The organism is Paenibacillus sp. PAMC21692 (assembly GCF_014303795.1).
Taxonomy (GTDB): domain Bacteria; phylum Bacillota; class Bacilli; order Paenibacillales; family Paenibacillaceae; genus Pristimantibacillus; species Pristimantibacillus agaridevorans.
Genome location: NZ_CP060293.1, coordinates 6,925,807 through 6,938,564, shown reverse-complemented (window position 1 = coordinate 6,938,564; position 12,758 = coordinate 6,925,807). Strand labels below are relative to the sequence as shown.

8 protein-coding genes are annotated in these 12,758 nt (G+C 51.1%); all 8 read left to right on the top strand.

Going from position 1 to position 12,758, the window contains the following annotated elements:
- The first annotated feature begins 94 nt into the window (after positions 1-94).
- The 8 genes from H7F31_RS28135 to H7F31_RS28100 all read left to right on the top strand — a co-directional run bounded on the left by H7F31_RS28135 (position 95) and on the right by H7F31_RS28100 (position 12,756).
- Positions 95-559 (top strand): MEKHLA domain-containing protein, encoded by a 465-nt coding sequence (locus tag H7F31_RS28135; RefSeq protein WP_187101497.1) that lies wholly within the window; start codon positions 95-97, stop codon positions 557-559.
- Positions 560-579: 20 nt separating this feature from the next.
- Positions 580-1,458, top strand: a complete 879-nt coding sequence (locus tag H7F31_RS28130) for a DUF72 domain-containing protein (protein ID WP_187101496.1) — start codon at positions 580-582, stop codon at positions 1,456-1,458.
- 361 nt (positions 1,459-1,819) lie between these two features.
- Complete coding sequence (locus H7F31_RS28125; protein WP_187101495.1) at positions 1,820-5,818, top strand: CBM96 family carbohydrate-binding protein; 3,999 nt, start codon at positions 1,820-1,822, stop codon at positions 5,816-5,818.
- Between the two features lie 175 nt (positions 5,819-5,993).
- On the top strand, positions 5,994-7,637 hold the full coding sequence (locus tag H7F31_RS28120) for an extracellular solute-binding protein (protein ID WP_187101494.1): 1,644 nt from the start codon (positions 5,994-5,996) through the stop codon (positions 7,635-7,637).
- A 64-nt stretch (positions 7,638-7,701) separates the two neighbouring features.
- Entirely contained in the window at positions 7,702-8,607 is a 906-nt protein-coding gene (locus H7F31_RS28115; protein ID WP_087565992.1) for an ABC transporter permease, read from the top strand.
- 50 nt (positions 8,608-8,657) lie between these two features.
- Positions 8,658-9,551: a carbohydrate ABC transporter permease gene (locus H7F31_RS28110; RefSeq protein WP_187101493.1), complete on the top strand. Its 894-nt coding sequence runs from the start codon at positions 8,658-8,660 to the stop codon at positions 9,549-9,551.
- A gap of 46 nt (positions 9,552-9,597) precedes the next feature.
- Positions 9,598-11,907 (top strand): helix-turn-helix domain-containing protein, encoded by a 2,310-nt coding sequence (locus tag H7F31_RS28105; protein ID WP_187101492.1) that lies wholly within the window; start codon positions 9,598-9,600, stop codon positions 11,905-11,907.
- Positions 11,908-11,922: 15 nt separating this feature from the next.
- On the top strand, positions 11,923-12,756 hold the full coding sequence (locus tag H7F31_RS28100) for a hypothetical protein (protein ID WP_187101491.1): 834 nt from the start codon (positions 11,923-11,925) through the stop codon (positions 12,754-12,756).
- Positions 12,757-12,758 lie beyond the last annotated feature (2 nt).

Here is a 12,758-nt window from a genome sequence, read left to right as displayed (position 1 = left end):
CCGTGTGGGAACTATTCCGCACTGCTCTTGCACTTGATATAGCCTTCCAGATACGGCATGATGGAATCAACAGGTTAAGAGGGGAGATAGGACGTTGACACAGGAGATAAGGGGAAGCGGCACGAGGGAGATCCATGCCCGGCTGCTGCTGGACAGTTACCGTCGGCTCACGGGCAAGGAGCTGCTTCGCGTCCCGGACGGAGCCGATCCCGCGGCCGTCATCGAGGAGGCAGAGATCATCGTGCTGTCTCACGACACGGAGCAGGACCCCGTGCTAAACTATGGCAACCGAGCGGCGAGAGCGCTTTGGGAAATGGATATGGAGACCTTCGTCCGGACACCGTCGCGGCTGACGGCTGAGCCTATGGAGCGCGAAGAGCGGGCGCGTTTCCTTGCGCAAGTCGCTGAACGAGGGTATGTCGACGATTATACGGGCATACGCATCTCGAGTACGGGCAAACGATTTTATATCGTAAATGCAACGGTATGGAATCTAGTGGATGACTATGGGGCTAATCGCGGACAAGCGGCGACTTTCTCGGCATTTACATATATCTAGGCACGAAGGAGGGATACAGGATGACCATAATGATCGGGCTTGCCGGGTGGGGCGATCACGATACCTTGTACCCCGCCGGAACGAAGCAAGGAGAGAAGCTTAACGTGTACGGCAGCCACTTTCCCGTTGTCGAGGTGGACAGCACGTTTTATGCCATACAGCCGCCCGAGCGGTTTGAGGCTTGGGTTAACGGCACGCCTGCCACCCTGTCCTTTGTCGTCAAAGCCTATCAAGGCATGACGGGGCACCAACGGGGGCAGGCGGCGGCGAGCAACGATCCCGAAGCGATGGCGGATGCTTTTTGCCGCATGCTGGAGCCTGCGCAAAGCAGCGGGCGATTGACGGCTGCGTTGTTCCAATATCCGCCTTGGTTTGACTGCACGAGCCGCAATGTCAGGGAGCTGCGAGAGATAAAGCGCAGAATGGAGGGTTTTCCTTGCGCCCTCGAGTTTAGGCATCAAAGCTGGTTCGATGGCGGGATGCGGGAGAGGACGCTCGATTTTATGCGGGAGGAAGGCTGGATTCATAGCGTCTGCGACGAACCTCAGGCGGGGATCGGCAGCATTCCCGAGGTGCTGGAGACGACGGATGCGGAAACGACGATCGTCCGGTTTCATGGACGAAATGTCGCGAACTGGAATAATGGCGGCGGACCGAACTGGAGAGAGGTCCGATATTTGTACCATTACTCGGAGCAGGAGCTGACGGAGTGGAAGTCGAAGCTGCAAAAGCTGGAGCAGCAAAGCAAACGAGTTGCCGTCATTTTTAACAACAATTCCGGCGGGCATGCCGCAGGCAATGCCAAGACGATGATGTCCATGCTGGGATTGCGAAAGCCGGGCGGAGGAGATCCGCTTGAGCTGCCGCCTCCCGAGCCTGAGCAGCTCGAGTTATTTTGAAATACAGGTTAAATCTCGGTATGAAACAAGCTGCGCCGGAAAAGAGGGCGACGGCTTTTTCATCTTGGCTCATGCTCTGGAAAATGGCGTCATGCGCAAGGAATTGTTATTTGATAACCCGGCTTTCTATCTCATGACCAGGTTAGCATACGCCTACGTTATCAACAGTTGTCGATTGTGCAGGCCGTAAAAGCGGGGCTACACTCAGTAATAGCTGCTTAGATAAGTCAGATTGTTTCAATGGGTTCAGAAATTTATAGCGGATCCGGTTTTTAGAAAGGGGTGCAAATGGTAGGAGGGAATGTCGACTCAAATCTTGAAAGCACTTACAAAATTAGGATTGACAGGAGGATATTCGTGTATGAAATCATTTATCTGTAAAATTTTGATTGCGGTGCTGCTTCTTATGACGGCCGCCATCCCTAATCCTTATGGAAGCTTGTCAAGCCAAACATCGGCCAATGCGGTAACGTTAGACGAATTCGATGCGCTGCGAATTAAATTCGTAGGCGATACTTCCTACGATGTCAATGATCCGGATATCGCAACCAAGCTGGCCAGAATATCAAATACGGGACAGCTTCACTGGGATACGTTAATTAAAGATCCGGCACGCACCTATTTATGGAACGATCTTAACAATCCGATCCGATCGCACCATATGGCATCCAGCTACTCTCGGGTCGAAGCGATGGCGGTTGCCTATTCGACGATAGGTTCGTCCTTGTACGGGAATAACATGCTTAGAGACGACATTGTATCGGCCATGGATTGGCTGCATGATAATCGATATAACGATACGCTGTCCTCCGGATGGGAAACCGTAGACAACAGCTGGTATCATTGGGAGATCGGGGCGCCGCAAAGCATAACTGCTGTCGTCATGTTAATGTACGACGAGTTCACAAACACGCAAATTTCAAACTATATGAATGCCGTCTACAAATTTTCGTCCGATCCGAACATCCGATTGATGACCGGCGCCAACCTGATGTGGAAAACGCAAATTATGGCTTATCACGGCATTATCGTAAAGTCCGAGGAATTATTGGAAATCGCGAGAGATCGTGTCAGTCTGATCCTTCCTTACTCGGAGGGCGGAGATGGTTTTTATCGAGACGGTTCCTTTATCCAGCATATCAAGCACCCCTATAACGGTGGATACGGAAAGTCGCTGCTCGGGGAGATCGCAGTCATCGTGGACCTGCTGCATGGGTCAAGATGGGAAGTGACGGACCCGAATTTAAGTCATATCTACGAGTGGGTTTATCAATCCTTCGAGCCCCTGATTTATAAGGGCGCAATGATGGATATGGTTCGCGGAAGAGAGATTTCCAGATATTCGTTCCAGGATCATGCCGTTGGCCATTTGACGATGGCGGCTATTCTTCGTATATCCCAATTTGCTCCTCCAGCCGATGCGGCAAGAATGAAGAGCATGCTGAAATATTGGATTCAGGCGGATACGTTTAGAAATTTTTATGCAAGCGGTCCCATAGACAATACGATATTGGCGAAAGAGATTATGGCGGATCATTCGATAGTCCCCAGAGGAGAGTTGATCGAGCATAAGCAATTCTCCAATATGGATCGGGCCGTTCATCTTAGGCCGGGATTCGGAATCGGGCTTAGCATGTCTTCCAACCGCATTTATAATTACGAGTCGATCAGCAATGTAAACATGAAGGCGTGGTACACGGCCGATGGAATGACTTATTTGTATAACAATGACTTGTCGCAATACAGCGAAGAATTTTGGTCTACGGTCAATCCTTATCGGATGCCGGGAACGACTGTGGACACGCTTGCGAGAACGGTGACCGGCATCCCATATCAAAAGGAATATTTGAGTCCCAATACGTGGGTAGGCGGTTCTGTGTTCGATGGGCTTTACGGAGCGGTTGGCATGGATCTGAAGGCATCGGGCGATCTTAATGCAAACGGCGATGTCATTACTCCGAGTTCCTTAACGGCGAAAAAGTCCTGGTTTATGTTTGACGATGAAGTGGTTGCGCTCGGCGCCGGAATTACAAGCACGGATAACCGCACGATCGAGACGATTGTCGAAAATAGAAAACTGAACGCCATCGGCGATAATGCGTTGACCGTTAACGGGACAGTGAAATCGGATGCGCTTGGCTGGTCGGAGACGATGACGGGCGTTAACTGGGCTCATCTGGGAGGAAGCGTGCCGGGTTCGGACATCGGCTACTATTTCCCTGACTCGCCGACCATCAAGAGCTTGAGGGAAGCAAGATCGGGACGATGGGGAGATATCTCGACATCCAGTTTGCCAAGCCCGGATCCTCTGGTTACACGAAACTATCTTTCTTTATGGTTCGATCATGGCAATAATCCGGATGATGCTACCTATGCTTACGTATTGCTGCCGAACCGGGACGAGGCGGGTACGGAGAGCTACAGCCAAAATCCAACCATACAAATTATGCAAAACACGAGCGAAATTCAGGCCGTATCGGAAACGAGTCTTGGCCTCACGGGCATTAATTTCTGGGAAGGCGGCATGTATGAAGATGTGTGGTCGTATCAGCCGTCATCCGTTATGATGAAGGATGCCGCCGGAGAACTGACGTTTGCGGTATCCGACCCTACGCATACGAGCGACAAGCTTGTGTTCGAAATCGACAAGGTTGGAACATCGGTCATCAGCGCGGATCCATCCGTTACCGTTCTGCGTACGACGCCGAACATCAAAGTCGAAGTCAACACGGCTGATTCGCGCGGCGGCACTCACAGTTTCAAGCTGGCTTACGACACGGCAGCCCCTGCACCGGGATTCGGGGGGCCGGAATTGGGTCAAGTTCATTTGACGGCCGACAAGTCCGTCGTGCTTGTCGGCGATAGCGCCGCATTGGAGGTTTCCGCTAGTATGGATGATGGTCAACCCCTTGATTTATCGAATGCGGTTGTGGAATTCAGCAGCGATAATCCAACGCTTGCCACTGTCGATCAGACCGGCAGTGTGACGGCATTAAATGGAGGCACCGTCCATCTTACGGCCACCGTAACACATGCAGCCGTTACAAGAGCGGCAACGGTAACGATACGTATCCCATACGGTCAAGCCATCGTTGTCGATCTGCACCCCTTTGAAGACGCTTTCGTCAGAAGCGGAGCCTACGCCGAAACCAATTATGGAAGTTCGACAAGGCTTGAAGTCAATGGAGGCGGGGGAGATTTCCATCGCCGTTCCTATTTGAAATATGATTTAAGCCCGATTATAGGCGAGATTTTTTCTTCGCAGCTCTATGTTTACGGTTCCGGCAATCCAAAGGAAAACAAGCTTTATAGCGTCGAAAATGACAATTGGACGGAGACAGCCGTAAATTGGAATAACAAACCCGCGCAAGTCGATTATCTGGCATCGGCATTTACGGATGCGGCGGCCGCGTATCATGAGCTTGATATAACGGATTATATATTCGGCCAAGATGCCGGCGACCAGATCGCAAGCTTAGCCATTATGCAGGACGGTACCGGTCAATACACATCGTTTAACAGCAGAGAAAGCGCGAACAATAAACCGTATTTGCGGGTCAGCTCTTATTTGTTCGAGCCGGAGGACTTCGATGTATCCATTGGTTTAGATTCCGAAGAATCCGTTCTAATCGTAGGAGAAAACGCCGTGCTGGAAGTGCAAGCGGAGCTGGAGACGGGCGCTCCGGTCGATTTAAGCCAAGCCGACATCGCATACAGCAGCGACGATCCATCCATTGCCGCAATTGATCAAACGGGCCAAATAACGGCCATTGCGGCAGGTTCCGTTCATCTAACCGCCTCTGTAACATTGGGCAGCGTAACCAAATCGGCGATGATTGCGATTCGCGTCTATTATGAAGAAATAGTGACGGATCTTCTTCCAACCGAAGATGCGCATGCAAGAAGCGGAACCTTTGCTGCCGACAATTATGGAAGCCAAGTATTGCTGGAGCTAAATAATGCCGGCGGGAACTTTAATCGTCAAACCTTTTTAAAGTTCGATTTAAGTGAAATAGAAGGCGAGATGGATTCGGCAAAGCTATATTTGTACGGAGCCATAACGGATGCAGATCAGACCAGAAACAGCAGACTGTTTAGAGTTGCGGATGACAGCTGGAGCGAGTCTAGTCTGAATTGGAACAATAAGCCCGCGCTTGGAGCTTTATTATTATCGGCAATGATGGATAACCAGCCGATGTATCGCGAATTCGATATAACGGATTACGTTAAAGGCGAAGCAACGGGAGACCAAATCGCCACTTTGGCTGTTTTGAATGATGGGGCGGGCGCTTTTGCTACTTTAAACAGCAAGGAGAATGCAGCGAATAAGCCTTACCTGCGGATTCGATCTTATCATTGAAGATAGAGGATTGTTATCTAATAACCCGGCTTTCCATCTCATGACCAGGTTAACAGGCGCTTACACAATCAAGAGTTGTCGATTGTACCGCGCTCCGCAGCCGGGATACACTAAGGTCGAATCCGGAGCGCAATCAGGACCGGTTCAAACCCATATAAACAGGAGGTCATCTACATTGGCTAACAACACAAGAAGTCCGCTCTGGCGGAAGCAAGCCGTGATGCTGGTGCTGGCATCGGCGCTTATCGCGGGCTGCTCGGGCAACACGGGTAATAACAACAATTCCGCACCGAACACGGGCACACCGACCAATTCCGCGGCGCCGTCGCCTGGCGATTCGTCCGCATCGTCGGAACCCATTTCATTGACTTATTGGACTGGCTTAAATGCAGGCGCGGCCAGATCGCTCAAAGAATACGGCGAATCTTTATTTTATCAAGAATTGGAAAAGCGGACCAACGTAAGCGTGAAGTTCGACCATCCGGCCGTCGGCTCCGAGGCCGAGCAATTTAATTTATTGATTGCATCGAGCAAGCTGCCGGACGTTATCGAATACAATTTCACGACATACCCCGGCGGACCGGAAAAAGCGATCTCGGATAAAGTCATCATTCCTTTGAACGACGTGATCGAGCAGCATGCGCCGAATTTCAAGGCTTACCTGGACGCCAATCCGGAGATGAAAAAGGAGATCAGCACGGATAACGGAACGATCTACGCGTTTCCCGCCCTCGGTACAGGCAATTCCAACGTTAGCGGCGGCTTGGTGCTGCGCAAGGACTGGCTGGATGAGCTGGGGCTTGGGGTTCCTGAAACCATCGAGGAATGGACGAACGTCCTCACCCAATTCAAAGAAAAGAAAGGCGCAAAGACGCCCCTGACCATGACGCTCGCTGAATTCAAAAGCGAAAGGTTTAACGGAGCGTTCGGCATCGGCGTTGGTTTCTACCTTGACGGCGGCCAAGTGAAATACGGTCCTATCGAGGCGGGCTACAAAGACTATCTCGCCCAGCTAAGCGCATGGTATAAGGATGGTTTGCTGGATCCCGACTTCGCTACGCAAGACGGAGCAGCCAAGGATGCTAAAGCGACCAACGGCTCGGCTGGCGCATTCCCGGCCTTTATCGGATCGGCCATGGGCAAATACTTGAACGCCAACAAGGAAAGCAATCCGGACTACGATCTGGTGGCGGCGCAGCATCCGGTACTGAACAAAGGAGACGAGCCGCGATTCTTCACGGCGGCTTATGATTACCGCGGCGAAAACAGCGCGGGGATTACGCCGGCGAATAAAAACGTGGAACGTACTGCCGCATGGCTGGACTACTTGTACTCCGAGGAAGGCAATTTATTGAAGTCGTTCGGCATAGAAGGCACGACCTACACGCTCGAAGGCGATTATCCCAAGTATACGGATCTGATCGTAAACAATCCGGACGGCTTGTCCATCGGCGATGCGATGGCCAAATATTTGCGCGTATCTACGCCATCCCCTGGTTTTGTCGGCGATGATCGTTACACCGAACAATATTACAGCTTCGATCAGCAGAAACATGCGGTTACCGTTTTCAACCAATATTATGACAACCTGAAGGATACCCGTCTGCCTCGCGTAACGCCGACGGACAGCGAAGGACAGGAGTTATCCTCCATCATGGCAGAGGTTAACACATACTTCGAAGAGATGTTTATGCAGTTCGTGATGGGCGCGGCGCCAATTGCCGAGTTCGACGGCTACACGGCGCAATTGAAGAAGATGGGGATCGATCGCGCGATTGAAATTTATCAATCGGCTTACGAACGTTACACCCAGCGGTAGAATCGGGTCGGAGAAGCGCTGCCGATGCGCTTCTCCGGCTGGTTAGGCATAAAGGAGGCATCATATGCGATTCATTGCGAAGGATTACCGGCGGCACAAATATTTGTATTTCATGATCGCCCCGGTCATACTTTATTACTTCATTTTTCATTACGTTCCTATGTACGGAGCTATTATTGCATTTAAAAACTACCGGATCGCCGACGGTTTTCTGGGTAGTTCCTGGGCGGGCTTCAGCCATTTCATCAGTTTCTTCGACAGCTATTATTTCTGGAGGCTGCTCAAAAATACGCTTCTCATCAATCTTTATTTGCTGTTGTTTTCGTTCCCGGCGCCTATTCTTTTCGCTTTGCTGATCAACGAGATCGCTGGAAAAAAATTCAAGAGCATGGTGCAGACCGTCACTTATCTGCCGCACTTCATCTCCATGATCGTCATCTGCGGGATGATTACGCAATTCGTAGCCAGAGAAGGAGTAGTTACGGATATTTTAGTCTGGTTCGGCATGGATCGTACAGCCTTGCTCGGCCACCCCGAATATTTCCGTGCGGTATACGTCATTTCGGATATTTGGCAAAGCGTTGGCTGGGGCTCCATTATTTATCTAGCGGCCATATCAGGCATCAATCCCGAGCTATACGAAGCTGCCCGCATAGACGGCGCGAATCGTTGGAAGCAAACGCTTCATATTACTTTGCCGGGACTGGCTGCCATCATCACAATTCTGTTCATTCTTAAGATCGGCAACATGCTGGATGTCGGTTTCGAGAAAATCATACTGCTGTATAATCCCAGCACGTACGTGACGGCAGACGTTATTAGCACGTTCGTGTACCGGAAAGGCTTGGGCGGGACCAATGAATTCAGTTATGCGACGGCAATCGGCCTTTTCCAATCGGCCATCAACTTTATGCTGCTGCTCGCGGCAAACCGATTCAGCAAGAAAGTAAGCGAGAACAGCCTATGGTAACGGCGCGTAATGACATTCAAGCGGTAATTTGCCAATAGGAGGCCTTACAGATGGAGACAACATCCGTCAAAAAAACAAAGGGTGAACGTATTTTCCAGGCCATACTTGTCCTGTTCATGTTATTCATGATCGTGATCACCTTATATCCGTTTATCTATGTACTGCTGTCATCGATAAGCGATTCTAGACAATTGATTTCCCACACCGGTCTTTTGCTGGCGCCGCAAGGCTTTAATTTGGATGCTTACGTAAAGGTGTTCCAGAATCCCAATATTATCGGCGGATATCTCAATACGATTGTCATCGTGTTAGGAGGAACGCTGCTTAACTTATTCATGACCAGTCTGGGAGCTTACGTGCTCTCGCGCAAGGGCGTTCCATGGACCCGAACCGTCATGTTGTTAATCGTTTTCACGATGTTTTTCTCGGGCGGACTCATTCCTATGTACCTGCTTGTCAATAACTGGCTGGATTTAGGGAATTCACTGCTTGCCCTCATCATTCCGGGTTTGATCTCAACATGGAACCTCATCATTCTGCGTACATCCTTCGAGGCTATTCCGGATGGCTTGATCGAGTCTGCCCGTATGGACGGCGCACAGGATTTCACCATCCTTTTCCGTATCGTCCTCCCGCTTTCGCTGCCGGTTATGGCCGTGATGGTCCTATTTTACGGAGTCAGCCATTGGAACTCCTGGTTCAGCGCCATGATTTACCTTCGCGACAGGGAGTTGTTCCCGCTGCAATTGATTTTGCGCGAGATATTGATCCAAAACAGCACAGCTTACATGTCGGGCGACGCTTCGGCATCGGATGTAGAGGCAGTAGGCGAAAGCATCAAATATGCAACTATTATCGTGGCTACGTTGCCGATCTTGGCGGTATATCCTTTCTTGCAGAAATACTTTGTAAAAGGTGTTATGATTGGGTCAATAAAAGGGTAGCGAAGAATCGGAGCGTGATGGGATGCGGGGTTGGAGGATGAAAGGGGTGCAGCGGAGATGGCTGCAATCGTATGCCATAGTGCTGCTGATTCCGATCATAATGATGACGGCCACTTACTGGCAAACGAGACATGTAATCAACGACGAAATTCATCGGGCCAATTCCGCCTTGCTCTCCCAGCTCAAGCTGGAAATCGAAAATTACACGGATTACGTGTATCGATTGTCCGAGATGATCTCGCTTAACCCGAAAGTCAGATCGATCATAAGCAACCAGCAAAACATCGACGCCAAGGATAGGCTTAATATGAAGCATGCCATCGCCGACTTCAAATCGTACAATATCGCGAATCGGTTCGTGGACCACTTCTATATTTATTTCAGCGCAGGCAACTTTGTATTGACCGACAGTTCCTATTACGAAGACGAACTCTATTACGAGTTGAACTATAATCAATCGGACTTGTCGCTCACGTCTTGGAGAAGCAACCTTGCAGAGGAGCATCGCGGCCGCTTTATGAGCCTGGGAGAATTCAGCCAGGGCGCGCGGCCGGGCATTATGTACGCGCAGTCGCTGCACTTTCCAAGCAAAGGAGAATCTGTAGGGACGACGCTGGTCATCGAGCTTAATCAAAGTCGATTGATGGAATCCATCCGGAATTTGCAGTCCTATAATCAAGGCAGCGTCTACATTTTGGATGATGAGGACAGACTTCTTGCCTCCTCCGAACAAGCAAGCGCGCAAGAGCGCAGCTTTCAGCTTCCGGAGAGCAAGAACGACAGCTCGGGCACGGTAACGGAGGATTGGGATGGAAAGCCGATGACGTTGTCCTACATTAAGTCGGAGACGACGGGCTGGAAGATCATCTACGCATTGCCGTCCGAATTGTATAGCCAAAAGGCGGAATACATCCGCAATTTATCCGTTCTCATGCTGGCGATTGCCGCTGTACTTGGTTCCATCTTATCTGTATGGATGGCCAAACGGAACTATGACCCGCTGCAGCGGCTCGTTCGCAATGTAGCGGCGCGCAGTGAAATCGAACCTTCGAGAGGGAGCAAAGGAACCGAATACGACTATCTGGAGGAAGCGCTGGACAACACGCTTGATCGCTACAAGCTGATGAATCAGACGATCGAACGCCAAAATCAGGCGCTCCGCTCCAGTCTGCTTGCCAGGCTGCTCAAAGGAAGGATCAAGGACGGCGTTCCTATTGCCGAAGTATTGCCGGATCACGGCCTCAGTCTGAGAGGCAGCGGCGTAGCCGTCATGCTGTTCTATCTGGAAGACTATAGCGGCTTTTTCCGAATCGACGAGCAGGATGCCGAGAAGAAGCGGGAGTTTGTCCATCTTGTCATGACGAACATCGTGGAAGAGCTGGCGGGCCAGGAACATCAAGGCTGGATGACGGATATCGACGACATGCTGGCGTGTATCGTCAATTTTAATCCCGAGACGTCCCAGGAAGCCGCAATGGCTTATTTAAAGGGCGTGGCCGAAGAAGCGCAGCGCTTTATCGGCAGCAGATTCCGTATTCTGTTTACGGTTTCCATAAGCTCGATGCGCCATTCTGCCCAGGAGCTGCCCGCAGCGTATCAAGAAGCGTTGGAGGCGATGGAATACCGCATGCTCCAGAGCGGGCAGTCCATTATATGGTACGAGCAGACCACTGTTCGCGAGCTGGCCTACGTCTATTCCATCGAGAAGGAGCAGCAGCTTATTAATTGCGTCAATGCCGGCGATTACGAGGCGGCCAAGTCGACGCTGGATGAAATCATCGATTGTAATCTGGAGCAGAAAAACGTATCGGCCGATCTGATCCGTTGTCTGCTGTTCGATATGTGCAGCACGATGATGAAAGCGGGCATAGAGGCAAACCTCTCTCGCGAGGAGCTCTATGAAGAGAATCTTGCCGCGATCCGCGAGCTGTCGAGCGGAAGCACGGTAATGGTCATGCGCGAGCGCATGTCCCAGTTTCTTCAGCGTATATGCGCATTGGCGGAGCAGCGGAGGAAAAAGAGCAAATATCGGCTGTACGATGGGGTGCTTGCTCTTATCGAAGAACGGTATGGCGATAATAACCTCGGCATTAACATGATCGCGGAGCAATTCGAGGTTCACCCGTCCTACCTTTCCCGTTACTTTAAGGAGCAGTCAGGTGAAACGCTGACGGAATACATCAACAAATGGCGTATCGAGAAGTCCAAGGCACTGTTGCTGCAGGATGACATTTATATTAAGGATATTAGCGATAGGGTAGGTTTCTTTAGCATAAGCACCTTTATCCGCTTGTTTAAGAAATACGAGGGGATTACGCCAAGCGCTTATCGCGATATCCATAACGCGCAAGACTAGCGGAGGAGAGAACCCATGGGGACCGAAATCAGTCATTATCGAACCATTGTGCTTGGAGCGACCTTTACCGGCTTGGGCGCAGCGTTGGAAGATACCGACGGCACTTTGGTCATTGAGCGGACGGCGCTTGTCGGTCACGAATTTATTAATAGCTTTAATCCGGGGAGAGGCTGGAACGATACGGCGTTATCGGCTTCCGGCGCCTCGTTGAGAGAGGAGCTGAGGGAGAGAGGGATCTTGTCCGATGATGGTCTCGTCCATCTTCCCGCCTTGGCTCCCGTGTTGTATAACCGGATTTATGAGTCCGGGCTTCGCGTTCTTCTTTTGACGGAGGTACTCCATGTCGAAGAGAAAAACGATTATGTGGAAGTGACGATTCATCATGCTTCGGGACGAAGCGTCGTTAGAGCCGATCGTCTCATCGATACGCGGACGGAAGCGGTTATGGACGCCGACGCCGATAAAACGGCCAGACGGATTAACGCCATGCTGCTGTATGTCGGGGAGACGCCGCTTGAAGCTGTCATGCCAGACACTTTTGTCGTCCCGGATGCCGAGACGGAGATCGTGAAGGGCAAGCTTGACGGAGAGATAATTCTCAAGCTTGTAATCGGAAACGAGGACGATTGGGTGCAGGCAAGAAGCAAGCTGAACCGGGTCTGGACGGACAGGACGGGGGAGTGGTTGGACTGGCGGATTTGCGCGGTGGCGACATGCTTCGAGGTAGAGGTGGCTGCATGCAACTCATCGGAGCAGGGACGTATCCAGCGTTTGACGTCCGCGGCTTATTGCAATCCGCTCGAGGCTTACGAGGCCGGCATCAGAGCAACGGGAAGGAAGGTGAGCTGAAG

Bases quoted from the DNA above. Each gene is read 5' to 3' on its own strand.
- H7F31_RS28130 (WP_187101496.1), top strand. From the start codon at position 580: ATGACCATAATGATCGGGCTTGCCGGGTGGGGCGATCACGATACCTTG.
- H7F31_RS28125 (WP_187101495.1), top strand. From the start codon at position 1,820: ATGAAATCATTTATCTGTAAAATTTTGATTGCGGTGCTGCTTCTTATG.
- H7F31_RS28115 (WP_087565992.1), top strand. From the start codon at position 7,702: ATGCGATTCATTGCGAAGGATTACCGGCGGCACAAATATTTGTATTTC.
- H7F31_RS28110 (WP_187101493.1), top strand. From the start codon at position 8,658: ATGGAGACAACATCCGTCAAAAAAACAAAGGGTGAACGTATTTTCCAG.
- H7F31_RS28100 (WP_187101491.1), top strand. From the start codon at position 11,923: ATGGGGACCGAAATCAGTCATTATCGAACCATTGTGCTTGGAGCGACC.